Source organism: Paenibacillus pabuli NBRC 13638 (assembly GCF_001514495.1).
GTDB lineage: Bacteria > Bacillota > Bacilli > Paenibacillales > Paenibacillaceae > Paenibacillus > Paenibacillus pabuli.
Genome location: NZ_BCNM01000009.1, coordinates 1 through 25,353 on the forward strand (window position 1 = coordinate 1; position 25,353 = coordinate 25,353).

The 25,353-nt window shown below is 47.7% G+C and carries 20 protein-coding genes and 2 tRNA genes; 8 read left to right on the top strand and 14 right to left on the bottom strand.

Annotation, left to right across the window (positions count from 1 at the left end; genetic code table 11):
• Window positions 1-374: 374 nt before the first annotated feature.
• Window positions 375-1,151 carry a DeoR/GlpR family DNA-binding transcription regulator gene (locus tag PPA03S_RS13390; protein ID WP_062323645.1) on the top strand — a complete coding sequence of 259 codons (777 nt, stop codon included), beginning with the start codon at window positions 375-377 and terminating at the stop codon, window positions 1,149-1,151.
• Window positions 1,152-1,155: 4 nt separating this feature from the next.
• The gene (locus PPA03S_RS13395) at window positions 1,156-2,052 is read left to right on the top strand and encodes a Cof-type HAD-IIB family hydrolase (RefSeq protein ID WP_062323647.1); all 897 of its coding nucleotides are present in this window, start codon (window positions 1,156-1,158) and stop codon (window positions 2,050-2,052) included.
• Window positions 2,053-2,098: 46 nt separating this feature from the next.
• Here PPA03S_RS13395 and PPA03S_RS13400 read toward each other — a convergent pair whose 3' ends face one another.
• A complete protein-coding gene (locus PPA03S_RS13400; RefSeq protein WP_062323649.1) occupies window positions 2,099-2,770 on the bottom strand; it encodes an MgtC/SapB family protein in 672 nt (223 codons plus the stop codon).
• A 209-nt stretch (window positions 2,771-2,979) separates the two neighbouring features.
• Window positions 2,980-3,579, bottom strand: a complete 600-nt coding sequence (locus tag PPA03S_RS13405; RefSeq protein WP_062324012.1) for a flavin reductase family protein — start codon at window positions 3,577-3,579, stop codon at window positions 2,980-2,982.
• Between the two features lie 156 nt (window positions 3,580-3,735).
• Between PPA03S_RS13405 and PPA03S_RS13410 the strand changes: the two genes are divergently transcribed.
• Window positions 3,736-4,434 carry an ArsR/SmtB family transcription factor gene (locus PPA03S_RS13410; RefSeq protein ID WP_062323651.1) on the top strand — a complete coding sequence of 233 codons (699 nt, stop codon included), beginning with the start codon at window positions 3,736-3,738 and terminating at the stop codon, window positions 4,432-4,434.
• A gap of 230 nt (window positions 4,435-4,664) precedes the next feature.
• On the opposite strand, the gene PPA03S_RS13415 is transcribed toward PPA03S_RS13410, so the two are convergent.
• The 5 genes from PPA03S_RS13415 to PPA03S_RS13435 all read right to left on the bottom strand — a co-directional run bounded on the left by PPA03S_RS13415 (window position 4,665) and on the right by PPA03S_RS13435 (window position 7,878).
• A tRNA-Ser gene (locus tag PPA03S_RS13415) sits at window positions 4,665-4,753 on the bottom strand.
• 6 nt (window positions 4,754-4,759) lie between these two features.
• Window positions 4,760-4,835, bottom strand: a tRNA-Asn gene (locus tag PPA03S_RS13420).
• Between the two features lie 125 nt (window positions 4,836-4,960).
• The gene (locus PPA03S_RS13425) at window positions 4,961-6,289 is read right to left on the bottom strand and encodes a HAMP domain-containing sensor histidine kinase (protein WP_245683620.1); all 1,329 of its coding nucleotides are present in this window, start codon (window positions 6,287-6,289) and stop codon (window positions 4,961-4,963) included.
• A gap of 214 nt (window positions 6,290-6,503) precedes the next feature.
• Complete coding sequence (locus tag PPA03S_RS13430) at window positions 6,504-7,205, bottom strand: response regulator transcription factor (RefSeq protein WP_062323655.1); 702 nt, start codon at window positions 7,203-7,205, stop codon at window positions 6,504-6,506.
• Between the two features lie 211 nt (window positions 7,206-7,416).
• The gene (locus PPA03S_RS13435; protein ID WP_062323657.1) at window positions 7,417-7,878 is read right to left on the bottom strand and encodes a SprT family protein; all 462 of its coding nucleotides are present in this window, start codon (window positions 7,876-7,878) and stop codon (window positions 7,417-7,419) included.
• A 119-nt stretch (window positions 7,879-7,997) separates the two neighbouring features.
• Between PPA03S_RS13435 and PPA03S_RS13440 the strand changes: the two genes are divergently transcribed.
• Both PPA03S_RS13440 and cmpA read left to right on the top strand, forming a co-directional pair.
• Window positions 7,998-8,354: a hypothetical protein gene (locus PPA03S_RS13440; protein WP_062323659.1), complete on the top strand. Its 357-nt coding sequence runs from the start codon at window positions 7,998-8,000 to the stop codon at window positions 8,352-8,354.
• A gap of 174 nt (window positions 8,355-8,528) precedes the next feature.
• Window positions 8,529-8,672, top strand: coding sequence for a cortex morphogenetic protein CmpA (gene cmpA / locus PPA03S_RS32860; RefSeq protein ID WP_090808144.1), 144 nt, complete (start codon window positions 8,529-8,531; stop codon window positions 8,670-8,672).
• 153 nt (window positions 8,673-8,825) lie between these two features.
• On the opposite strand, the gene PPA03S_RS13445 is transcribed toward cmpA, so the two are convergent.
• The 6 genes from PPA03S_RS13445 to PPA03S_RS13470 form a co-directional block, all read right to left on the bottom strand.
• Window positions 8,826-11,048 (bottom strand): Tex family protein, encoded by a 2,223-nt coding sequence (locus tag PPA03S_RS13445; protein ID WP_062323661.1) that lies wholly within the window; start codon window positions 11,046-11,048, stop codon window positions 8,826-8,828.
• Between the two features lie 502 nt (window positions 11,049-11,550).
• Window positions 11,551-13,740 carry an alpha-galactosidase gene (locus tag PPA03S_RS13450; RefSeq protein ID WP_062323664.1) on the bottom strand — a complete coding sequence of 730 codons (2,190 nt, stop codon included), beginning with the start codon at window positions 13,738-13,740 and terminating at the stop codon, window positions 11,551-11,553.
• A 234-nt stretch (window positions 13,741-13,974) separates the two neighbouring features.
• Window positions 13,975-14,325, bottom strand: a complete 351-nt coding sequence (locus PPA03S_RS13455) for a type II toxin-antitoxin system PemK/MazF family toxin (protein ID WP_024630714.1) — start codon at window positions 14,323-14,325, stop codon at window positions 13,975-13,977.
• Window positions 14,326-14,328: 3 nt separating this feature from the next.
• Complete coding sequence (locus PPA03S_RS13460; protein WP_024630715.1) at window positions 14,329-14,610, bottom strand: CopG family ribbon-helix-helix protein; 282 nt, start codon at window positions 14,608-14,610, stop codon at window positions 14,329-14,331.
• Between the two features lie 261 nt (window positions 14,611-14,871).
• A complete protein-coding gene (alr, locus tag PPA03S_RS13465; protein ID WP_062323666.1) occupies window positions 14,872-16,059 on the bottom strand; it encodes an alanine racemase in 1,188 nt (395 codons plus the stop codon).
• A gap of 458 nt (window positions 16,060-16,517) precedes the next feature.
• Window positions 16,518-17,735 carry an outer membrane lipoprotein-sorting protein gene (locus tag PPA03S_RS13470; protein WP_062323668.1) on the bottom strand — a complete coding sequence of 406 codons (1,218 nt, stop codon included), beginning with the start codon at window positions 17,733-17,735 and terminating at the stop codon, window positions 16,518-16,520.
• A gap of 298 nt (window positions 17,736-18,033) precedes the next feature.
• Here PPA03S_RS13470 and PPA03S_RS13475 point away from each other — a divergent pair, with 298 nt between their 5' ends.
• A complete protein-coding gene (locus tag PPA03S_RS13475; protein WP_062323671.1) occupies window positions 18,034-19,548 on the top strand; it encodes a serine hydrolase in 1,515 nt (504 codons plus the stop codon).
• 51 nt (window positions 19,549-19,599) lie between these two features.
• On the opposite strand, the gene PPA03S_RS13480 is transcribed toward PPA03S_RS13475, so the two are convergent.
• Window positions 19,600-21,522, bottom strand: a complete 1,923-nt coding sequence (locus tag PPA03S_RS13480; RefSeq protein WP_062323674.1) for an ABC transporter substrate-binding protein — start codon at window positions 21,520-21,522, stop codon at window positions 19,600-19,602.
• A 132-nt stretch (window positions 21,523-21,654) separates the two neighbouring features.
• On the opposite strand from PPA03S_RS13480, the gene PPA03S_RS13485 reads away from it, so the two are divergent.
• Both PPA03S_RS13485 and PPA03S_RS13490 read left to right on the top strand, forming a co-directional pair.
• On the top strand, window positions 21,655-22,905 hold the full coding sequence (locus PPA03S_RS13485; RefSeq protein WP_062323676.1) for an MDR family MFS transporter: 1,251 nt from the start codon (window positions 21,655-21,657) through the stop codon (window positions 22,903-22,905).
• Between the two features lie 157 nt (window positions 22,906-23,062).
• A complete protein-coding gene (locus PPA03S_RS13490) occupies window positions 23,063-25,237 on the top strand; it encodes a serine hydrolase domain-containing protein (protein ID WP_062323678.1) in 2,175 nt (724 codons plus the stop codon).
• The last annotated feature ends 116 nt before the right edge of the window (window positions 25,238-25,353 follow it).

Sequence of the window (25,353 nt, forward strand, 5' to 3'; positions counted from 1 at the left end):
TTCGAACCCCTGTTACCTCCGTGAAAGGGAGGTGTCTTAACCCCTTGACCAACGGGCCTTATAAACAAGTTGTCTTTCTTGGCGACAAGAATGAGTATATCATAGGCGAACTGAAATGTGCAACACTTTTTTTATATTTATTTCTCAGCTATTCTTTGCCCTATTTTTCAAGCCTCTCTCCCCCTTAATATTGATGATTTTCCCTTTCACATATTTATCACCGTTATCATCGTAAATTGTAAAATCAAGATAAAAAAACTTATATTCACTTATATTAACTTACAATATTGCATATTTCATTATTACTACTTATAATTGAATAATCAGTAAGTAAATAATAAGCACGGTTAGATATGAACAAGGAGGCGTCACGTTTGTTCCAGGAAGAACGAATGCAGCTGATCATCGAACATCTGCGCAAGCACGGTCGCATCTCGGCTGATGATATTGTATCCCTGTTTGATGTGTCCCGGGATACGGCCCGCAGAGATTTGATCAAACTTGAAGAACAAGATGCGATAATCCGAACCCGTGGCGGCGCCATTCTCCCCGTTCCACCCGTTGAGCATAGATCGTACAAAGATCGCCTGCTCCAGATTTCAGACGAAAAGAGAGCCATTGGCAAGCTAGCCGCCGCTATCGTCCGCCAAGGCGAACACATCATTCTGGATTCTTCCACTACAGTGCAGACATGTGCAGAAAATCTGAACGGCAAGTCCTGTACGGTCATCACCAATTCCATTTATTCCGCTGAACTTCTCTCCAATCACACAACTGTCGAGATTCGTTTGCTTGGTGGTAAAGTCGATAAGGAGCAGCGTTACGTCTACGGTACCTCTGTTATTGAAACGCTCTCCCATTATTATGTAGATAAAGCATTCATCGGCATTGGTGGAACTACAATGGACGGCTTCAGTGCCTCTGAAGAAGAAGGAAAGATTAAACACAAGATGATGCAGGCCGCCAAACAGGTTATCGTGCTTGCGGACCATTCCAAGTTTGATAAGCGTTATGGCTATCGTTTTGCCGACTGGTCACTCGTTGATGTGTTAATTACGGATCAGTGGCCTTCCCCCGATTGGCGAACCTTTCTAGCCGAGCAACAAGTCGAGATTCTCATCCCTGAACCTACAATCGATAAGGAGTTGTAATGATATGAAATTATTTGCTACGGATTTGGACGGAACGTTATTGAACAGAGACAGCCAGATCAGCCCGGAAAATGCAGCCGCCATCCATAAGGCACAACAAGAAGGATTGATGGTTACGATTGCTACTGGACGCGTCTATTCGGACGTATTAACGATAAGCAGCGAGGGCGGGATTAACACGCCCGTCATCGGCTCCAACGGCGCTACCATCCATAATGCCAACGGTGAACGCCTATTCCACCTTCCCCTTGAGCGTGAAACGGCTGCATCGGTAATGCAGTGGCTGGAAGATCATCATTGTTACTACGAAGCCTCTACACAACAGGGGATATATGCCCCGATCGGCAGCCATGACTCCATGCTCGCCGAGATGGACCGGATTCTTGGCTCAAGTCCTGGTGAGGACATTGAACGTCTCATACGAGCCGTTAAAAAGCACTATGAGAAGAAAGATTATCACCGCGTGAATTCCCATCAGGAAATCCCTTCCGAAGCTTACATTTACAATATTATGGCTTTTTCATTGAACCCGGATCAATTGCAACAAGGGCGTGAATACTTTGCCTCTCGCTCCGATGTAGCCATGGTGGTATCCTCTGAACACAACTTCGAGATGCAGCATCCTGATGTATCCAAAGGAAACGCCTTAACCAGATTGGCAGCTCATCTGAACATATCCATGGAAGATACAGCAGCCATTGGTGATAATTTCAACGATGTATCCATGCTCCAAATGGCAGGACTCGGCATTGCCATGGGCAATGCTGAACCGGAGATTAAGGCGATTGCCAAGGCTGTGTCATTGACCAATGTGGAACATGGTGTCGCACATGCCATTCATTGTGTTCTTGAAGGAAAGCCTGTTTCCCGTCCTGAGACCGTCAGTGAAGGCAATCAATAATCCTTTTCGTGCCGGTTCATCATTGTGGCATAGCCAAACGTTAATATCACCTCATTTCAACGGAACGAACATGAGGAATATCCTGCAATAAAAGTATCAATTGCTCTCCCCGGTATGAACCCGGCAGCTGCAACGTGAATTCGAGCACAGTCTCCTCTCCGAAGTCTGTGCTTATTTGCTGTTCCGTTTTGAAACCGATCACCGAGATTTTTTCCTGTCCAAGCAAAGCCAAAACGGTTTTCAGCGTATCTCCCTCCTGCAGCAAACGAATCGTCAACGTCTCTGTTCTCGCGGATACAAGCCAGCGTGTCGGCCGATGCAGCAGCATCTGTGCCAGAACAATAAGAAGCGTCACTCCCGCACCTGTCCAATACAATCCGGAACCAACGGCCAGTCCCATTCCGGCAGTCGCCCAGATCCCCGCAGCTGTCGTCAATCCACGAACGGTATGGCGCTGTGTGAAGATCATCCCGGCTCCAATGAAACCGACCCCACTGACCACCTGTGCAGCAATCCTGGAGGGGTCAAGCGACAGATTAGCCCAGCCTGCCTGATCCTGAAAGCCATACTTGGAAACAATCATCATCAACGCTGCACCCACAGCGACGACAAAATGAGTACGAATCCCTGCTTCCTTCATTCGGTTCTTGCGCTCATATCCGATCAACACGCCGCATATGCCAGCTATGAGTACACGCATCAAGTATTCCATCTCCATGTTCATCACCTCTCTTATGTATATGCTTACATGTATCTTTCTTTACTATTTACCCATTCTTTAACTAATACAATAATCATTCGTGGCATTCTTTCATCCATTTCAAAAGTACATGAAAAAAGTGAAGACCCAATGGCCCCCACTTATATATTCTGGATTACATAGGATGTATCTATGCTTTTAACTTATACTTATACTTATACCTATCCCTATTCAGCGCGGAAGTTCTCCCCTTGTCTCTCCCCCAATCCATAATAATGCCGAAAATTATAGATTAACGGGTGCCACTTCGCCGGATCAATTTTGTTCAATCCAGATATAAGCGTCTTATGTGCATGTACCTTCAGCGCTTTCACCTCAACAACAGCCATAAAAGGCGTATGCTCCGGTGTGCGGATGTGCTGCACGGAAGCCTCGATCTGAAGCGGACACTCCGCTATTTTCTCAGGTTGAACCAGAGCCGAACTTTGAGCTGTCAACCCAGCGGCTTCAAATTTTTCGGAACAAAATTTGTAGCCCATCTGTCTTTTCTCCTCGGGAACCGGATATGTACCCGTATAACGTCCCAAGGATTCCACCTGCCTCCACATGGAAGCGTCCGGCAAATTAATAACACATTCGGGGTGTCGGCTCAGATTCTCATAAGCCTTGCCCTGAACACCCAACCCAAGCACAAGACAATCTCCCAGCGCCCACGACGAGGACAATGGGGACAAGTTGGTCGATCCGTCTTCATTTAATGTGCTCAGTAACAATACGGGGGTGCCGTAATATAAAATACTTGGATTAATCGTTTCATGTTGATTCATCTCTTGCCCCTTGGCAGATCGTTCTCTACTGTGTTCGTGCTTCATGATTTGCTCCATCTCCTGTTTCCATTCATTCGGCTCCACAACTTGAATCTGACCCATGCGGATTAGCCTGACTCGATTGTAATATACTAATAGTTCAGGTATCATCGAAGTATGAATGCATATCCGAATATATCTGTTATTGCGTCGTTAATCGCTGATCCGAGTCGTGCTGTTTTTCTCGAAGCCCTACTAGATGGAAGAGCGCTGCCTGCCGGTGAGCTTGCTTATATGGCTGGTGTCACACCCCAAACGGCGAGCAACCATCTTGCCAAGCTGGTCGAAGGCGGGCTGCTAGTGGTTGAACGTCAAGGCAGGCATCGGTACTACCGTCTGGCGAGCAAGGAAATTGCTTTTTTGATCGAAACGATGGGCAGTATTGCCCCACCTGTACAGGTTAGGTCTCTCAAACAATCCAACCAGCTTCAGCAACTGAGTTTCGCTCGTACCTGTTATGGTCATCTGGCCGGGAAATTGGGGATCTCTTTGTGCGAAGCCTTATTGCGGGAAGGTTACCTGGTCGACCCGGAAGATGAGCAGGCCAAGGATTACCACATTACAGAGAGAGGATATCAATGGTTCACTTCATTTGGAATTGAACTTCAGGTGAAACCCGGATCACGCCGTGCCATCGCCCGCAAATGTCTGGACTGGAGCGAACGCCGCCATCACCTCTCCGGCTTGCTTGGAGAGCAACTGGAACGCAGGCTGTCCCATCTGGAATGGACTCGCCAGAAATCGGGGAGCCGTTCGGTTGAAGTGACGGAAGCAGGCAAGAAGGGTTTGTATGAGATGCTGGGCATTTCGCTGTAGGTTATGTAGGTTAAAAGCTGTCGATAACCGAATGAGCGCACATCAAAAATCCCCTTCACAACGAACCGTTAACGATTCATGGTGAAGGGGATTACTATTTCGTCGTGTTTTCAAAACGGAGAGAGAGGTATACTCTCACTTCGTTCGAGACTGCGATGTATTCCTTTCGAAGCTTATGCTCCGACGAACATTTTCGGTTCTCATCCCTTATACAGAGAAGTATATCAGAACGGAGAGAGAGGGATTCGAACCCTCGCACCGCTTACGCAGTCTAACCCCTTAGCAGAGGGTCCCCTTATAGCCACTTGGGTATCTCTCCAAGAAATGGCTCCCCGAACAGGACTCGAACCTGTGACAACTCGATTAACAGTCGAGTGCTCTACCAACTGAGCTATCAGGGAATATTAATCTTGAATAAATTTAATTTATCATGATTAATTAGCCAAGTCAACATGCCCGAGTTACTTTCTTAGAAGCCTTGCATCTTTCATTCGAGTGCATAGAAAAGTCGGTCACGATGATTATTTTATTGCTTCTGCTGAGTGCATTTTGGAAAATGGACCGTCACTTTAAACAGATCGCCATCTATCTTGATGTTCATTCTCCCTCCATGCAGCTCAACAATGCTTTTCGCAATGGATAAACCCAATCCCGATCCTTCCGCGCTCCGGGAACGGTCGCCCCTCTTGAAACGTTCAAAAATTTCATCTGCTGCAAACTGCATTTCATATGTAGAAACGTTTTTGATACACAATATCACATACGCATCATCTTCTGACAATTCAATAAACACCCTTGATTTCTTCATTCCATATTTAATGACATTACCAAGTAAATTCTCGAATACACGCCATGTACGTTTTCCATCCAACTCAGCGTACATCGGACCATCACTCCCACTTACTCTGAAAATCAAACCGGACTGTACGATAGACTCACTATATTCCGCCAAGGCTTGATGTAATAAGGCTGCAACATCGACCTGCTCCAGATGAAGCTCCACATCTCCACTGGCCATCTTGGCCGCCTCAAATAAATCTTCAACAAGTACACTCAGCCGCTTCGTCTTGCGCTGCAGTACCTCAATATATTCTGCCTTTTCCTCGGCAGTACCTTCATTACGTTTTAACAAATCCACATAAGTCACCAGCGAGGTCAGCGGCGTTTTTAAATCATGTGAGACATTGGTAATCAGCTCCGACTTCATTCGCTCACTTTTCACTCTTTTTTCGACGGTACTCTGAATTCCTTGTTTCATGCCGTTCATATGCATCGTCAGCTGGCCCAGCATACCGTTTGTCTGCTGGGGAAGCTGAACGTCCATACGTCCCAAAGCCATGGCCGAAGCTGCTTGTGTTAAGCCTTGCAAACCATGAATGCTTCGCACGATCTGACCCAGAAGAATCACACTGCACGCCACGAACAGCAGCAAGATTGGAAATCTAAATTCCTCTACCAAGAACGCAGTGATCAACAATACGAATTGAGATACAGACCAAACGATCAGTGTTTTGATGATCCTATTTTCAGGTGGGGTCGCATGTTTTAATTCATCCCGCAGCATAAAAATCGTCGTGCGTAACCATAATTCATTGATGGTCTGACGAAGCGCGGCTCGATCCGCGATGATCCGAATCCCCGCCCTACCATACTCTCCAGTAAAACAGAGCAGCACGGATGACAAAAGAAATCCAGATATATACATAACAATATCGTTGATCCACTCTTGTTGGCTAATCCGCACGCCATTCCCCTGCATGACAAGAACCGTTCCATAGAACAACGGTAGACCGATGATCAAAGAAAGCAATATTTGTACATCCATAGCCAATCTGACCGACAACCAATTCTTCATTTTCACATATTTACTCTCCGAAGGCAGTGGAAATCGGTTTCTATACACATATAAAACAGCGATCAGGAACAAACATATGATTAAAGATGGATCACTCTGAACACCCCAGCCCCAAAAAACATAGTCAATATTCTGGAAACTTCGTGAGATGACATAAAAAAACAGGAGAGTACTGCAGCTGATCAAAACAAATCGAATCATATAAGGGATCACATTAACCTTCCATCTTGTAGCCAATGCCCCACACCACCTTTACATATTTCGGTTCTCTTGGATTAAACTCAATCTTCTCCCTGATCCGGCGAATATGTACAGCCACCGTGTTTTCTGGCTGAAAGGCCGGCTCTTTCCAAACGCGTTCATAGATTTCATCAATCGCAAAAACACGTCCCTTATTCTCCATCAACAATTTCAAAATATGAAACTCCGTTGGAGTTAATCGAATCTCTTCACCCTCCAGCGTTACTTTCTTCCTTCTATTGTTAAGCACCAGTCCCCTGACCTCAATTTCTTGTTCATCATCCCTGTCGATTTGTTGTGTTCCGAGTCCTGTATATCGACGCAACTGGGACTTCACTCTGGCTACCAGTTCCAATGGATTGAAGGGTTTGGCTATGTAATCATCAGCTCCAATATTTAAACCAAGAATTTTGTCGTAGTCCTCGGTTTTGGCAGACAAAATAATAATCGGTACATTGCAGTTCTCGCGTATTTTGGAAGTTGCCTGTATACCGTCCAGATTAGGCATCATTACATCCATTACAATGAGGTGAACTTCTTCTTCCCTGACTTTTCTTATCGCTTCCTGCCCATCCGCAGCCTTACTCACCGAGATTCCTTCAAGGCGTAAATAAATCTCAATCGCATTGCGAATATCGGGATCGTCATCCACTACAAGCACCCTATACTCTGCCAATCTTCGTTCCTCCTTACGACATTACTTTTTTTGGTGATCCAACTACACCAGCTTACTATGAAATAATGACAATAAGGTCGCCAAAAAGATTACAACTTTCTTAAGATCGATATAAACTGGATCATAGATATAAAAGAACCATTCCAACTATGGCGTCACACCATTCTAGCAGATCCCATGTCGTCCTTTAGCTGATGCTAAATGCCCCACTCTATATTTCATGCAATAGCAACTTACCCGCACAACGACCACAGCGATACCGCTTTGGATCTATTTTCCGTTTACGTAAATATTCCGTACCACAGCTCTTGCACACCAGCTTATATCGATAAGGTAGAGGTTTTCTGCCCTTTCCATCAGGAAGGGACTGACAGAACCTCGAACCACCAACCTTCTGCAGCAATGCCTTGAATTCAGGATCACGGTGGCGGTAGCCGCGTCCACGAATGTGCAGATGGTAGTGACACAATTCATGCTTGATGATTTTCTCAACTTCATCCCGCCCATATACTTCGAGCTGATGGGGATTAATTTCGATGCGGTGACTCTTGAGCATATAACGCCCACCTGTAGTGGTCAGACGGCGGTTAAACAGCGCCTCGTGAGTGAACGGAACCCCGAAATGGTCCAGTGACACCTGCTCAATCCATTGTTGCAATTCCTCATTTTCCATCGGTTTCTTTCCTTTCACACCCTTTGGGCCATTTGTTTTTCCGCCATAATACTTGAATTTTAACCGTTTCGTAGGCTACACTGTCAAGTAGAATGTATGAGGGGAGATTATTACTCGCTATGCCTACAATGCGCTACGTCATCCTGCAGCAGGAACAGCAATTACAGTTTGTGGAGATGCCTGCCGATTATGCCTACCAACTCAGTGCGCTCAACCTGCGCCTGCACAAAGAGATTGATAAACTCACCGCAGCAGATGTACCTGCTCTGCCTTGGGCCATTGCTGAATGTGACAATCTTGATCTCCTGGACGAGAAACTCTCCATCATTGGCGGTCTGGATTATATCAATGCCCTTGAACAAAGTTTTGCAGCACTGCGCGAGACACACTACCCATTAATTTCGTTGCTCACTGAGATTCGGGCACTTCAGGCCCAATTGGAGCAATGGTATGAAGAAGAGATGGAATCGTTCTAATTCTTTATAGACTTTATTGATCCCAAACGGAACCAAAGCGCATCTCCCCAATCGGAGGTTGCGCTTTTTTCTATGGGTCGAATTTTCCAGTTCCTCACAGGTTAATCCGCACAGTCCAGGCTATTGCCACATATGCTAACGTACAGATGAATTATGCAAGAGGAGGAGATACCTTTGCCTCAATGGCTCTGCAATCAACTAATGCGTGCATTTCACAAAAAGGATAGCAGACAGATCAAGCTGCTGAACGAATGCTGGTTCTTTTACCGAAACAAACCGACAAGTGGCACCCCGCGCAGCGCGGACAGCGAACTATAAGGATCTTACGCCACTCTCTCCGTCCACCTCAACCTCTCACTTCATTCATACAATTTCTTCGAAGAATACAGTACGGGCAACAGTACTATTATAGCTGACAACAAACAGCCTTCCCAATACAGGGAAGGCTGTACTCCGATTCTTTATGTTGGATCAGGAAGACTGCTGAGCAGAAGCAGGCTTCTTCATGGTAAGGCCGACACGGCCCTTTTTGGTATCCACATTCATCACCCACACCGTTACATTATCCCCGACAGATACAACATCCATCGGATGTTTGACGTAACCGTTGCTCAGCTGTGAGATGTGGACAAGTCCGTCACTCTTGATGCCGATGTCAACAAAGGCACCAAAATCAATCACGTTACGAACCGTACCTTGAAGTTCCATGCCTTCCACCAAATCTTCAATTTTGAGCACATCCGTGCGGAAGATCGGAAGCGGCATTTCTTCACGTGGGTCACGACCCGGACGCTGCAAGCTGTCCAGAATGTCGCGCAGTGTTGGCACACCTACATCCAGCTTGACAGCCAGTTGCTCCGGTTGTTGTTCAGACAGGAGCACAGACAGTTCTTTGCTGCCCAGCTTGTCCAGCTCCACCTGAAGCTCCTTAAACAGCTGGTCAACGACCTTATACGATTCAGGGTGAATCGGTGTGCGATCCAGTGGATTCTCGCCTTCACCAATTCGCATGAAGCCTACGCATTGCTCATAGGTTTTGGCGCCAAGGCGCGGCACCTTCTGCAGCTGGCGACGGTTCGTGAAGCGGCCGTTCTCTTCGCGGTATTTCACAATATTTTTGGCAATGGTAGCATTTACACCCGCAACGTAGGACAGCAATGAAGGTGAAGCCGTGTTCACATCCACGCCCACGTGGTTAACTGCGGATTCTACAACAGCCTTCAAGCTTTCTTCCAAAATCTTTTGAGATACGTCATGTTGGTATTGACCTACACCAATGGCTTTTGGATCGATCTTAACCAGCTCAGCCAGCGGGTCCTGCACCCGGCGGGCAATCGAAGCAGCACTCCGCTCCGCAACGTCCAGATCCGGGAATTCTTCCTGGGCCAGCTTGGATGCAGAATACACACTCGCCCCAGCTTCATTGACGATCAGATACACGAGACTTTCGTCCCCGTTCTCCTGAATAATCTCGGCAACAAACTGTTCTGTTTCACGGGACCCGGTACCATTACCGATGACAATCAATCCGATGTCATATTGCTTAATCATCCGATGGAAAACCTCGGCTGCTTCACGTTTCTTGTTGTGTGGTGGCGTTGGATAGGTAACAGCCACTTCCAGCAGCTTGCCCGTATCGTCAACCACAGCCAGTTTACAACCAGTACGGTAGGCAGGATCGACACCAAGCACACGTTTGCCATGAATCGGCGGCTGAAGCAACAGGTTGCGAAGATTGGCTGAGAATACGGATATCGCCTGATTTTCGCCTTTTTCCGTCAATTCTGCACGAACCTCGCGCTCAATCGAAGGGGCAATCAATCGTTTGTAAGCATCTTCAATCACAGCACGCAAAATGTCCTGCACTGCAGATGCACCCTTAATAATTTGTCCTTCCATATGACGGTGAGCCGGTTCAGGCTGAACTTCCAGACCCACTTTCAAAATGTTTTCACGCTCACCGCGGTTAATGGCGAGAATACGGTGAGGAGGCATTTTTTTGGCTAATTCACGATAATCATAGTAGTTCTCATACACTGACTCCTGTTCGGCATCCTTCGCTTCCGAAGTCAGCATGCCATGATCCAATGAATATCGGCGAATCCAGGCACGAATAGCAGCATCATCTGCAATATTCTCAGCCAGAATGTCTTTGGCTCCCTGAAGTGCAGCCTCTGTATCCTCTACCCCAAGTTCAGCATTAATATAACGCGCAGCTTCCTCTAGGGCATTCCCTTGCTTCGGTTGACCCCAGATCCATACAGCGAGTGGCTCGAGCCCTTTCTCCTTCGCTACACTGGCCCGCGTTTTCCGCTTCTGACGAAACGGACGGTACAAGTCCTCCACTTCCTGCAGCTTGACTGCCTGAGTGATCGACTGTTTCAATTCTCCGGTCAACTTGCCTTGTTCCTCTATAATACGGATGACTTCCACTTTGCGGTCTTCCAGATTGCGCAAGTAAACGATGCGTTCTTCAATGAGCCGCAGCTGGTTCTCATCCAGCTCTCCAGTCATTTCCTTACGGTAGCGGGCGATAAATGGAATCGTATTGCCTTCGTCCAGAAGCTCCGACGTGGTGCGGACCTGCTTCAAGGACAGTGACAGTTCCTTGGCTACCTGTTTGATGATTCGTTCATGGCGTTCCGCCTTTATTGTTTCTTCATTGGGTTCCAGAACCGTTTCCTGTTCAGACAAAATAAATCCCTCTTTCCTTCCTGAATCATTCGTTACAATCATTTCAGGGCAGCTTTGCTGCTGTAATTACATTTGGATTGAACCATTTGGTTCAACCACTCTACCCTATATTATCACAAAATCACGTCCAGATTTCCATCATTCCGCTGGCATACAAGTTCTGACAAAATTACGTCCCCCTCCAGCCTTCCCCATTACGTCAAAAAAAGACCGAATAACGTCATCACAACGCTCCTCGGTCCTCCTTTGTTTAAAACTTTAAATACAATAGCAATCTAATAAGTGAAACTGCTCATTTACACGATAACGGAGAGGACAGAAAAAAACCTGAAAAAGCGAAGCGTTCGGCTAAAAGCTTTCTGAAAGAAAGCTACATCGGAAGCATACGCTATCTCCGGATTTTCCCTTTGAGAAAAGGGAATCGAAAAATCTGGGGATAACAGCGATTGGAAGGTTGTTCTGTCATCGTAGTATCCGTGTAAATAAAATGTAGTTCACTTATCTAGACGCGTTCAAAGCGGAACAATTCACTCAGATAGTCTCCCGATGCACGGCCTACAGAGATCCCGCCATACATCAACGCATCCCCGGTAAATGTCTCAGAGCCGCCTTTCAGGCGGTAATCCGCATCAGGGTCCAGGCCCTTCAGCTTCAGACGCTGGAGCGGTGCATTCGGTTCGGACAGCACACGGAAGTAGAATACAACGGCTTCACTGCCATCCGGTGCAATAAACATCCACGCCGTTTCATTTCCCTCAAATGGACTTAGCAAACGACGGAACGTTCCGTATTGGATCGTTCCCCGAATTTCCTTGTACAGCTCAACCTGAGCCTTTACGAGGGCATTCTCTTCCTCGGTGAAACGGGTCAAATCCAGCTCGTATCCAAAGTTACCAGACATCGCGACATGTCCACGAATTTCGAGAGACGTTATTCGATTAACCTGATGATTTGGAACCGCAGAAATGTGTGACCCCATTGAACTTACTGGGTATACCAGACTTGTACCATACTGAATCCGCAGGCGGGATATCGCGTCCGTATTATCACTGGTCCACGTTTGCGGCATGTAGTACAGCATACCTGGATCAAAGCGACCGCCACCACCTGAACAGCTCTCGAACAGGATATTCGGGAACGCTGATGTGATACGCTCCATCACTTCGTACAATCCAAGCATATAGCGATGCGCCGTCTCACGCTGTCTGTCTGCTGGCAGCAGGGCAGAACCCACTTCCGTCATGTTTCGGTTCATATCCCATTTCACATAAGAAATCGGTGCGGAACCAAGCACGTCGCTAATCATTCGTACGATTTCATCTCGCACATCCTGACGTGAGAAATCCAGTACCAGCTGTTGTCTGCCTTCGGTCCGACGTCGATCGGGCACATGCAGGCACCAATCCGGGTGTGCACGATACAAATCACTGTCCGGCGAGATCATCTCAGGCTCGAACCATAGACCGAACTGCATGTCCAGTTTGGTTACACGGTTCGCCAGATCCTCAATACCCTGTGGCAGTTTGTTCTTGTCCACAATCCAGTCACCGAGTGATGAGTTATCGCTATCCCGGTGGCCGAACCATCCGTCATCCAGTACGAACAGTTCGATACCAAGATTCTTCCCTGCTTGAGCAATCTGTTCGATCTTATCCGCATTGAAGCCAAAATAAGTCGCTTCCCAGTTATTCACCAGCACCGGACGTTCCGCATTACGGAATGTTCCGCGTGCCAGTCGCTCCCGGTACAATTCATGATACGACTGGGACATGCCATCGAGACCTGCATCCGAATAAACCATAACCGCCTCAGGTGTCTGGAACGCTTCACCTGATTCCAGTTTCCAACTGAAATCAAACGGGTTAATCCCCAGCGAAACACGTGTGGTGTGGAACTGATCCACTTCCGCCTGTGCTGTAAAACTGCCACTGTACACAAGACTGAAGCCATAGACTTGCCCCTGATCCTCATCCGTACCTGGAGACAACAAGGCAATAAACGGGTTTTGCTGGTGTCCACTGGCTCCGCGACGACTCTCCACACCTTGCATTCCCGAGGATAATGGTCTGCGTACGATATCACGCTCTCGTGTCCATGCACCAGACAACTGCAACAGCTCATAATTGGCATGCGGGAAATCCACGGATGTGCTGAGTGCGCGCACAATATCCACTGCGGTAGCGCTCTCATTAATGACACGCATTGAACGGGTAATGGCATTAAAAGAATCATATGCTGTATAAGAAAGCTCAATTCGAATACCGGCAATAGGGTCTTCGAGCTCGATAATCAGGGTGTCCGCTTCTTCCTCGGCTTCTACATAGGTTGCCGGCAAGCCTTCCAGTACAGGTTTCCCTGCCTCCAGACGATGTCCTTTATACGTGAATTCCGTAATCATGGACCCATTGGCTAATTGGAGTTGTACCGCCGGATGACGGAAATCGCTTGTACCGTATACAGGCAGTTCCTGTGCAAGTGTATCGAAGGAGATCGTCCGGTCTTCCGGCACCGGATTCGGACTGAACGAGGCACGCTCCGTGCGCACGTGAAGCCAGCTCAAATCGGTGTCACGTAATCTTTTGCCATAATACAAATGTACCAAATATCCTGAAGGCAGCACCTGGAATACGTAGCTTGCTTTTTGAGTCTGCAGATGAAATTGAAGTTTCTCCTGGTCAATATAAATGCTCATATTTCTCCTCCACCTCTATATATGTCGATTGGCGTAAACGGTTTCTCAGGTATCATTATAACGAAAAGCTTCTCAATGTTCTACGCTTTCATGGAGCTTTAATCAAAAGAGCGCACCACAGCCGTGAGGCTGTAGTACGCTCCTGTGATTGCGTTCTGAAATTGTGTGCTCCTGTGAAGGAGCGCCCATTGTCTACGGTTAGCACGGCAGAACAAAAAATAACTGCCTGATGCCTTAAAAATCGATTAAGCCCAAGCTGATCTGTAAGGCTTCGTTGACCAGTTTCATGGTCTCCTCGTCCAGATGGGTAATCTTGTCGGTCAGCCTTTGCTTATCAATGGTCCGTATTTGTTCGAGCAAAATAACCGAGTCCCGGTCAAAGCCATGTGCCGCCGCATCAATCTCCACATGCGTCGGCAGCTTTGCCTTTTGGATCTGGGCGGTGATCGCCGCCACAATACAAGTAGGACTAAACCGGTTGCCGATATCATTCTGGATGACCAGAACCGGCCTGACTCCACCTTGCTCGGAACCGACAACGGGAGAAAGATCCGCAAAAAAAACGTCACCGCGTTTTACGATCAATGTCTACACCCCGCTAACTAAGCGGTCCAGAGTGCTGTCCGCATCTTCCTCCGCGTGAAAGGCCTCGGATGCCATGGTGAGGTTAATCTTCGCCATCTCCATGTACCCTCGCTGCATCGATTCACGGATGTAACGTTTCTTACGCTCCGTCAAATACAGCTTCATGGCCTGCCTAATCAATTCGCTGCGGTTGGAATTCTCCAGCGCTACGATGCCATCCACTTCCTGCAAAAGATAATCAGGCAAACTGATCATGATCCGCTTGGTGTTCTGCAAGTTGGCCACCTTTCTTCCACCCCCACAAACCTTTCGCCATTGTGAACCAGTATTACGTTTTTCCAGAACTTTTATACAAAGGAATATATATGCCCCGAGTATATCAAGTATGCTGTACTCCATTATAAACACGGGGAACAATATTCGTACAGAGCAAACATCTCTTTTCAGGATTTTTCATCCCAGTCCACATTCATAATTCGAGATGCTCCGACAGTTTTCCTTCTGTTCTGAAAAAAAGTTTCCTGGAAATAGCGTCCAGTCGACCTGTCAGGATGTCAAAAGAGGATTGATCCTGGCGATTACTGCTCCACCCCGGGTATAGACCCGCGGGATTCGATGCGCCATCATGCAGATCACCTCGTAGGGAATCGTACCGAGTTGAGATGCCACCTCGTCTGCAGTGATCACTGCACCCGACTGGTGACCGATGAGAACAACCTCTTCGCCGGCTTGAATTTCTTCTGCTTCTTCTGCAAAAGATTGTAGCGACACCATACACTGATCCATGCAGATCGTACCGACGACGGGAACGCGGCGGCCGCGTACAAGCACTTGTGCTTTACCTGTCAGCATTCTTGAAAAGCCATCTGCATAGCCGATAGGCAACGTCGCTATTCGTTCATTCCCTTGAGTTACATACCGGGTTCCGTAACTGATACCCCAGTGGGGCGGCAGTGTTTTGACCAGAACCGCCTTTGTCTTCAGTGTCAATACCGGGGACAGCTTCACCACCTGATGATTCACCTCTGGCGAAGGATACAGTCCGTATAGGCTGATCCCCACGCGTACCATATCATAGGACAATTCCGGTGTATCAATGGCGGCGGCACTGTTCGCCGTATGTATAATCGGGATGACACATCCCTGATCCCGCAGCGCTTCAACCACGCCCCGGAACCGTCGATACTGCTCCAGTGTATAGGTCTTGTCTTCTTCATCCGCTTTGGCAAAATGAGTAAACATGCCTTCCAGCATCACCTGATCCAGCGCCGCGGCTTCCTGTATGAAAGCCAGGGCTTCGTCGCCAGGCAGCAGGCCAAGTCTGCCCATGCCGCTGTCGATTTTGATATGAACCTTTAGCTTGCGCTGGGATGTACCTGTCTCCAAATGGTGGATTGCTTCGAGTACTTCCCTGCTGAACAGCGTAATGGTTACATCATGTTTCCAGGCTTCAGCGATGCCTTCAGGCGGCGTGTAACCCAATACCAGAATCGGAAGCGTAATTCCGTGTTGTCGCAATTCCAGCGCTTCGTCAAGAAAGGCTACACTTAAGTAATCCACGCCAACTCGTTCGAGTTCTCTGGCCGTTTCCACTGCTCCATGCCCATAGGCATTTGCCTTCACACAAGCGAGCAGTTTCATGCCTTGCGGCAATGCTTCGCGGAAAGCGTCTACGTTGTTGCACAAATGATCCAAATTGATTTCCGCTTGGGTCGGCCGATATTGTTCTTGCACGTTAAGTCACCTTCTCTAGTCATCTTAATCCGGCTCACGTCAGACTCCATCGTAATGCTCAAGCATGTGACTGTCAAATGAGCAGAAGTTCCGCAGTCCAAAACACATACAGGAACGTTATCCTGAAGTTCGGAGCAAACACAGAATAAGACCTATAAGCCAGACAAATGAAGAGATATTCACCTCTCCCTAACATGACTAATCTGCTTATACGGTATTATTTACCCGGTTCCCCCTGCGTAGAAGCGTGTTTTGCATTATTGAGGGCATGCAGATTAATTCTTATTCATCTTACGCGTGATTGTTGCATGTTGATACACGTTTAATCGACGAAACGTAAATGTCACAAAACACGGATAAATTACAGCGAAGATCCCTTCATATACATTAAAGCACCGGAGATTATATCTCCGATGCTTCTTAGCATTCCTTATGTTAGGACGACTATACTTTTCAAATCATTTCCCTGACTCTTCCTGCATCGAAGTCGCAATCTGTACCATTTCATTCACAGGCAGATCTGCACTGGTAATTCGGTACTCTATCCCATCCGTCATCCATGTCAGTGTCTGCAAGGCATCTCCGCTCAACATCCCAAAAGTGAATCCAAGATCAACCAGACTCGATGGGGCAAGCGATACGGCTCTGTCCTGCGGCCTTGCTTCGAAAATCGTGTAGTTATATGTCCCTTCGTACCGAAGCATTACCGAATAGTCTCCAGATCCTTCCACGATCTGATCGTCTTTAAGTTTGACTCCTTCCGGTGCATAGGTCGGCTGAATAACCCCAAAGCTGTCTGAACCTTCCGGCTCGGCCGAAGTCGGTTCTTCCGTACCCTGACCACTGGCCGGATCTTCTGAATCTGGCTGTTCCGTGTTACCACTCACACCCGTCTGTCCATCACTGACTGTTCCGCTCGGATTCGATTCGGAATCTTTCTCCGGTGCACCTTGAGGATTGGCAGGTTCTTTACCATCCGTCTCTCCTGTCTGTTCAGCAGGAGCAGCACCGGAGTCCGTACCAGCCTTGCTACCATCCTGGGCAGCAGCTGTCATGTTACGCTGCATGTCAAAAGCGTCTTTCTCAAATGCGGTGCCGAATTTGAAACTATCGAACTTCACATCAACAACCACATTGGCATTCGAATCGGAAACTTCTACCTGTTTCGGTGCATAATCGCTTTTGTTCAGCCATATTTTCTGTCTGACCAATGCATGTGTATTATAGTTGGCAGCTACGTCGAATACATAGCTCTCCTTCTCATCTGCGAACTGGCGGGTTGAATCACCTGTTATGCTGCGGATCAGCGTCTCATAGAGGTAAACCTGGCCCTGGTTATCCGGCCAGTTGCTCTGGAAACGGAAGCTTTTGTTCTGACTCGGCGTGAGGACAAATACACCCTCATCATTGCGCAGTACAATTTGCGTTACATCCTTTTTGGCATTGGTTAACGCGATACGATAATACGAAGGCTTCTGATGCCATACCTCGACCTTGTACTGCTGCGGCGTATCTCCGGTATGGAGCGTCATGATGCCAGCCCCCTGATAACTTTCCATCTCTCCTACGACTTCGTTCAGATCTTTGACCACGGCTGCCGCATCCTTCTTCCCGCACGCAGCAAGTAAGGCCGATAAGACCAATACCATGGCAAGCATCCATGATATTCGGCGCATGACATCATCCCCTTTAGCACATGTTTTCACTTCAGGATTGTGCGTACAGCAGAACCCCTACTTGATTAGTACATGTTATGAGGGACTTGTTCGATATATGCGGACTAGTTTGACAAGCATTCCATTCTCCATGCTGTGAGCACTCCGTTGTAAGACAAAATCAGTCTCGGGTAGGATGTAAAATCCAACCCGCTTCTTCATAGTAAGTACAGATAACAACAACTCAAACCATGTAATTACATATTACGATTATGCAGCTCAATTGATGTACAACTCTATTTTATATTGGAGGTAAACGATGAACACGACCTATCTTCACACCATGCTGGATGGACTGGATGATTTCGCGGAAGAGCAGCTTCAACGATGGAAAGGTGTAGGTTTGGCGGTAGCGGTCATCCACAAGGATGAAGTCATTTGGCAGAAAGGATACGGTTATCGCGATCTGGAGTCCAAACTCGAAGTTACACCCCATACCCTATTCGCGATCGGTTCAAGTACCAAAGCCTTCACGGCATCAACCGCTGCCCTGCTCGTCGATCAGAATATTCTGAAGTGGGACACACCTGTTAGGTCGTATTTGAAGGATTTCAAAATGTTTGATCCGGTAGCAACCGAACGTCTGACCATCCGGGATATGCTATGTCATCGCTCTGGACTGCCGAGGCACGAGATGGTGTGGTACAACTCACCACGGAGCAGAGAAGAACTCGTGAACGCGCTTCAGTATCTGGAGCCCAATGAGGACTTTCGGAACAAGTGGCAGTACCAGAACCTGATGTATATGGCGGCTGGTTATCTGGTCGGTCAACTAAAAGGAACTTCATGGGAGAATGTGGTTCAGGAGTCCCTGTTTAACCCTCTCGGAATGAATTCAAGTGTCTTCTCTGTCGATGAGATGCAGCTTCAACCCGATTTCGCCTTCCCTTATATGGAAAAGGACGGACAGAACATAAGAATACCTTTTCGAAAAATAGATGCCGTAGGCCCTGCTGGCTCGATTAACAGCAATCTGGTTGATATGATTGCCTGGGTGCAATTTCACTTGAATCAAGGGCAGCAGGCCGGGAAACAACTGATTTCCAAAGAACAGTTGGCTGTCATGCATAGCCCGCAAATGGTTTGTGATTCACTTTTCCACTGCAAAGAGCTGCCTGTCAGCACATACGGTCTAGGCTGGATGATTGATTCTTATCGTGGACACGCCATGATTCATCACGGCGGAGCCATCGATGGATTCGCTTCACAAGTCGCCTTTTTGCCTGAAGAGCAGATTGGTGTCGTGGTCCTTTGTAATACGAATGGGAGCGTAGTTCCCTATACAACCACTTTTAACATTATGGATCGCCTGCTTGGATTGGAACCCTTAGACTGGAGCGGAAAATTAACCAAATTAATGAATGGAGAATCGCCTGAATCTGAAATTACTGCATCGGCTTCCGAAAACCCTGGAGAATTAGAAGCCACAGAAGCTACAGAAACCGCAGCAGCTGGGGATAAAACGGAGGAGCCTCAAGTTCATCCTCATGATCGTCCTGTAACTGCATATACGGGCATTTACACCCATCCGGGTTATGGCGAATTAACCATTGAACAGACGAATGAAGGATTACAGACCATCTTTAATGCGATTGAAATGCCTATGGAATACACCGGGAAAGATACTTTTGCGGTGGAACTCGTCCTGTTTGGCCTGAAGCTTACGTTTACGTTTAAGACGGATGAGCAAGATAGCATTAACGCTTTATCCATCCCGCTGCTGCTCGAGCCAGGTACAAAGCCCATTGAATTCATCAAATCACCTATAGTATAAAAGCTAAAAGCATCCCCTTACCGGCTATCCCATTGTAGTTAAACTAAACACTTACCACAATGGGATATACGCCGGATAACTCGCAGTATCCCCGTTCGCATTCGAACTGCGCTTCACCCATAATCGACGCAGATCAGGCATGCCGAAAGAAAGGATACGGTAATCCTGAAGCGAAGCATGATGGGCATGCTCTTCCCTGAAGCTGTAGGCAGGCAGGAGCAAAGCCTCTTGAATGAGCCTCTTCTCCAACGCTATTAGCATACGCAATCGCTCAGCACTATCCTGAATCATAACGACATGTCTGCATTCGTTCTCCAGTTGGCTTTTTCGTTGGTCATCAAGTGCAATGAGAAGCAACGTATTCTGGAACGTATACATCGTTAGCATGCTCAGTGTGGGATGTTCGTCGAACACCTCACCCGTGTAGATCAGATCGAAGGAAGCAAACTCATCATGGTATACGGCGTTTACCGGATTACCTGGCATAACATGCACCTTCAGTCCAATCCGTTCACAGCGCTGTGCAAACCAGACCATGTCTGCCTCCATTTTCTCACCCTCCTCTACCCATACCTTCATGATCTGACCAGCATAACAGCTGCGTTGTAACAGCTTATTAGCTCGGACGAGTGAAGTATCCATAGACGGTCCAGATGGCTTCCTTGCTTCCTGTGGAAGAAACAGAGGGTCGTCCTCTGATTGCTCTAGGAAGTTCAGGCGTTCACATTGTTGCGATGGTTCATTTTTTTCTGTTTGTGCAGTCCGCCACTGTTCCCCGGGCTTGTCTCGAACCAGGCTATAGGCAGCCTGTACACTTGTGCGTGCCAAGGCCTCCACCATCTCCTGTGAGTTCATGAGCTGCTGAACAGCCTGGCGAAAGTATAGATCCTGCTGCGGCCCTTCTTTTCGCATATTAAACGTCATGTATATACCGCCCTGAACCTCATGCTGTACCAAACGAGCTTGTCCGTCCGGAAACAGATTCTGTTTGATCACCGACTCCACCAGACCCGACTGGGGAAGCTGCCATATTTCAACCCGATCAATGAACGCCCGCCCCCTGAAATAGGAAGGGAACACGTCCAGCACGAGCAGCTTGGGATGATTGCGCGTCAATCGATAAGGTCCCGTACCAATTGGATGCATCGGATCCACCTCTATATCACAGGGCAAGATGGATGCATTCATACTGCTCATCAGATCCGGAAACATATAGTTGGGGAACCGTAATACAAAGCGCACCGTAAGCTCATCCAATGTCTCTACCCGAAGAATGGAGCCAAAAAGCGGCCGGCAAGGGCTCTCCTGATCTGAAAGAATCCGTTCAAACGTATATCTAACGTCCTCTGCATCAAGTATCTTGCCATGGTGAAACCGTATGCCCTTGTGCAAATAAAATGTCCACACCGTTCCCTCCTGGCTACTCTCCCATGCAACAGCAAGGCTCGGTTCACAAACCAGGCGCTCAGCGTTGTACTGTACCAAGCGATCAAAGACCTCCGCAATAATTCCAACTTCTCCCCACATGGCAGCTTGTGTTGGGTCCAATGTCTCAAAGGGAGTTTCCTGTGGAATACGGAGCGTATCCAATCTTCCACGAGCACTTTGATCAGAACGCAGACCGAACTGGCCCTGCAATCCTTGCATCAGCATGTCTCTCATCGAGAATGGCAGTGCTGAAACGAGCATATAGGCCTCCTCCAGCTTGTTCCCCTGCAAGAGTTGGTCTAATCGTTCCTGAGCAGCCTGAAGCAGGGGCAGGCAAAAGATTAGCACTGATTTTCTTCCTCTGCCGCGTTGTGGACTCCAATTGATCCAGCCATGATTCATGAATTTATTCATGATCAGATTCATATTGCGCATTGTACAACACAAATGTTCTGCAAGTTCACCAATCGTTGTATGTATTTCTTCCTCCTCACCTGCGTTCGGAAAGGCCATACGCAACTGCATGTAATGTTCAATAACCTCCACCAATCTCCCACCTTTCCTTGCACTGGTTAAAATACGAAATACACACCTGTGCGTTTACAGTTTTTCTTCAGGTTTTCCTCCATTATACTCAGGTACATCGACAAGACCAGCAGGAAGGGAAGAACATTACACATGAAATACACGGATTTGCACCGCAACATCAAGATTCGCATCATTACTGATTTTTTTACGGATCTGACTCAGAAATCCATTATTCCTTTTATGGCGATTTATCTGAGTGTCCAGGTTGGTGCAGGCTGGGCAGGTATGCTGTTAACCGTTAATATCGTGGCCTCCATGATCGTTGGTTTGGGCGCAGGATACGGGTCTGACCAAGTCGGACGCAAGAAACTGATGGTCATCGCCCAAATGTTGCAGGTATTCGCCCTTTTCTGGCTGGCTGCCGCCAACTCCCCATGGATGGACTCCGTTCCTTTAACTTGTGCGATGTTTCTGCTTAGCAGTATCAGTTCGGGTATCACCGGGCCCATTGCCAATGCCATGATTGTGGACGTGAGCAGTGAACATGAACGTCAGTATGTGTATGGACTGCAATATTGGACTACCAACGTCGCCGTTACGATTGGTGCGCTGATGGGCGGGTTATTATTCGAGTCCTTCCGCTTCATTTTGTTCAGTCTGGTATGCATGGAGAGCGTGGTTACACTATTTATTCTCTTGTTCTATATTCATGAAACAATGGATAAGAAACACTCCAATCAGCTTGATGCCCCGATAAAAAGGAATATATTGAACACTTATGGCGGTGTATTTAGAGACAAACGTTTTATGGTGTTTTTCACCGCAACGGTCCTGGCTGTCTCTCTGGAGTTCCAATTGGATAAATACATCGCCGTTCGTCTGAAAAGTGACTTCAATGCCCAACTGTTCAGTTGGAACATTACAGGACTACAGATGTTCAGTCTGATCATGGCCATCAACACTGTACTCGTCGCCTTGGTGGCCATTCCATTTTCCAAATGGATGGGGCGTTTCCAATCCAGATTTATCATGACCGTCGGCATGTGTCTGTACACGACTGGTTTTGCCGTGCTCGCTTTCAGCAACTGGGCCTGGCTGCTTATTACATCGGCTGTACTGCTAACCATTGGTGAGCTCATGTATGCGCCTGTCCGTCAGGTCATGCTTGCTGGCATGATTCCTGATTCAGACCGTGCTGCCTATATGGCTGCCGATGGGATGAGTTATAACGCGGCTGCTCTGCTGGGTAGTTTTGGCCTAACGATTGGGGCCTTTCTGCCTTCATATGCAATGGCAGGCCTGTATGTATTGATGGGTATCGGTGCTCTCGTATTTTTCCGGCAATCGCTCCGGCCGTCAACGGTTCAAAGTGAACCACAGCCCTGTGCAGATGCCTCCTGAATTCCCGGCTCCTCGAAGCTGTATTTCGTTCATGGTTGTTGTGAGTTTAATTTGGAATGTATACATCACAATCTACTATCTTGAAACCTATCGTGCCAGTAATCAGTAATAAACAGGAGAGTCCTTTTACCAAATTTTCCTTTGAAGGAGTGTTTGCATGCATCTATCCAATCGAAGCACCCGCTTCAGGCTCACCTCCCTAACGGGGGCGTTCATGGCTTTTGTTCTGTCCCTCAGTCTATGGGCACCCGCTGTGCAGGCGGAGACTGCACCAGCTACAGTTAATGAGAAGGGGGAAACAAAAGCTCTGACGAGCGAATCAGCTGCAGCTTTTCTCGATACATTTTTTGATTCCCCCGAAGCCAAAGCCCAATATGTTGGCGCTTCCGTCGTCGTTGTCAAAGATGGAAAGGTCGTGGCAGAAAAAGGGTATGGATATTCCGATCTCGAGAGTAAAACGCCCGTTGATCCGAAAAATACCATCTTTCGTATCGCTTCGGTCTCCAAAACATTTACGTCAGCTGCTGTCATGCAGCTTGTAGAGCAAGGCAAGGTAGATTTAAAAGCTGATTTTCAGACCTATGTGAAAGGGCTGGAATTCGATAATCCTTTTGACAAACCAGTAACGGTGGAGAACCTGCTTACACATACCACTGGATTCGAGGTTCGCGATCCGCAGCAGGAAGACATCCATGATGACTTCGACAAGAGCGTATCGATGGAGGATTATGCAAAATTACATATGCCCCCTGTCGTTCGAGAGCCTGGCACCGCCTACATGTACGACAACTTCTCCTTCCTGCTGCTTGGCATGATTGTGGAGAATGTGAGCGGCGAGCCGTTTGAATCGTATATGCAGCATCATATCTTCAAACCTTTGGGTATGGATAACAGCAGCTTTATGCTGAACGACAAGTTTAAAAACCAACTTGCAACAGCCTATGATGCGGGCCATAATCCACTCGACCTGTACACCCTTACCCCAACGCCTATGCCTCATGGCGGCATGCTCTCAACGGCAGAGGATATCGGGAATTTCATGATCGCTTTCCTGAATGATGGTGTGAAGGATAACGAACGTATTTGGAAAGAATCTACGATAAAAAGCATGGAACAATACCGCTCGTCCATTCATCCACTGTTACCGGACACTACTTATGGATTCGAGGCTGCTTTTCAGCTTCCGGGTGCAGGCAGCAGTTCCAAAATTATTACCAAAGCAGGCGACCTGATTGGATTCAGCTCTTATCTCTTCCTTATTCCTGAGCAAAATACAGGTGTCTTCCTTACCTACAACCAGACGGGAGCACTTCGCAATCTCTTCTACCCGGCCTTTATCCAGACGTTCTTCCCGCAATATGCGGAGCCGGTCAAATTCAAGGAATATACGCCTCAATCTGCGGATGAACTGCAGCGCTTCGCTGGGCTTTACGCAGATCTGCGACTAAGCACCATTGTCAGCTCCCTGAAAGAAGGCGGCAAAGAGCCAGGACAATTGAGTATTTCAGATGTTTTTCTGGGCTCACGTAACCTGATTCAGATCGAAGATCTTCTCTTCAAGGATGAATTAACAGGCCAGTTCACAGCGTTCAAGGAAAATGCTGATGGAACCATCTACATGAAAGAACCCTACCTCAATCCATTGGGATATGAGAAAAAAGGGCAGAAACCTCAAGGCTTCCGGGATGTTCATGAGAACAGCCCATATGCTGAAGCCATCTATGGATTACAATCGCTTGGATACTATCCCAATGATGCAAGTGAAGCATTTCAACCCAAAAATGCTGTTACACGGGCTGAATTTATTGAGGACGTCCTTAAAATGAGCGGGTTGAAAGCCAGCAAAACGACACCACCTGCGGATACCGACTGGGCAACCCACCCTGCAGCCGGTTACATTCAGCTGGGTTATGAATCCGGCATGATCACGGGTGCGGATGAGAAACAATTCAAGCCAGATCAGGTCATTACTCGCCAGGAAGCGATGGTGATGGTCTGGAGAACTCTCCAGCTGCAATACCCGAACGAACTGTTCGCGGATGTGAAGCTGGCCGGGCAGACAGATGCGTGGGCTGTGCCTGCGATCCAGATGATGGTTAAGCTAGGCATCCACGGCCCAGAGGTGAAGGTGCTGGAGGACGGATCGGTTGATTTCCTCTCCCGCAAACCGCTGATCCGTCAGGAAGAAGCAGCAATAATGTACCAATTGTTTACACAGCCTACCGACAAGATCGTAGCTGACCTGATGACAACGCAGCCGCCAGTGGAAGCTTCCTCAGATGAGGAACTTGCCGAAGATACAACCGCGCCTGCAGCCGTGACTCCTGAATAACCTGAATAACAATCTCATATTCTCGGTATAAAAAAACGGTAAACAGGCTTGTTCGCAGAAGGATAACCCTTCTGCTGAACAAGCCTGTTTTGGTTAAAGCGGTGACCTTTTGGAGT

Bases quoted from the DNA above. Each gene is read 5' to 3' on its own strand.
- PPA03S_RS13395 (WP_062323647.1), top strand. From the start codon at position 1,156: ATGAAATTATTTGCTACGGATTTGGACGGAACGTTATTGAACAGAGAC.
- PPA03S_RS13400 (WP_062323649.1), bottom strand. From the start codon at position 2,770: ATGGAGATGGAATACTTGATGCGTGTACTCATAGCTGGCATATGCGGC.
- PPA03S_RS13405 (WP_062324012.1), bottom strand. From the start codon at position 3,579: ATGAATCAACATGAAACGATTAATCCAAGTATTTTATATTACGGCACC.
- PPA03S_RS13410 (WP_062323651.1), top strand. From the start codon at position 3,736: ATGAATGCATATCCGAATATATCTGTTATTGCGTCGTTAATCGCTGAT.
- PPA03S_RS13425 (WP_245683620.1), bottom strand. From the start codon at position 6,289: ATGAAGAATTGGTTGTCGGTCAGATTGGCTATGGATGTACAAATATTG.
- PPA03S_RS13435 (WP_062323657.1), bottom strand. From the start codon at position 7,878: ATGGAAAATGAGGAATTGCAACAATGGATTGAGCAGGTGTCACTGGAC.
- PPA03S_RS13440 (WP_062323659.1), top strand. From the start codon at position 7,998: ATGCCTACAATGCGCTACGTCATCCTGCAGCAGGAACAGCAATTACAG.
- PPA03S_RS13450 (WP_062323664.1), bottom strand. From the start codon at position 13,740: ATGAGCATTTATATTGACCAGGAGAAACTTCAATTTCATCTGCAGACT.
- PPA03S_RS13470 (WP_062323668.1), bottom strand. From the start codon at position 17,735: ATGCGCCGAATATCATGGATGCTTGCCATGGTATTGGTCTTATCGGCC.
- PPA03S_RS13475 (WP_062323671.1), top strand. From the start codon at position 18,034: ATGAACACGACCTATCTTCACACCATGCTGGATGGACTGGATGATTTC.
- PPA03S_RS13485 (WP_062323676.1), top strand. From the start codon at position 21,655: ATGAAATACACGGATTTGCACCGCAACATCAAGATTCGCATCATTACT.
- PPA03S_RS13490 (WP_062323678.1), top strand. From the start codon at position 23,063: ATGCATCTATCCAATCGAAGCACCCGCTTCAGGCTCACCTCCCTAACG.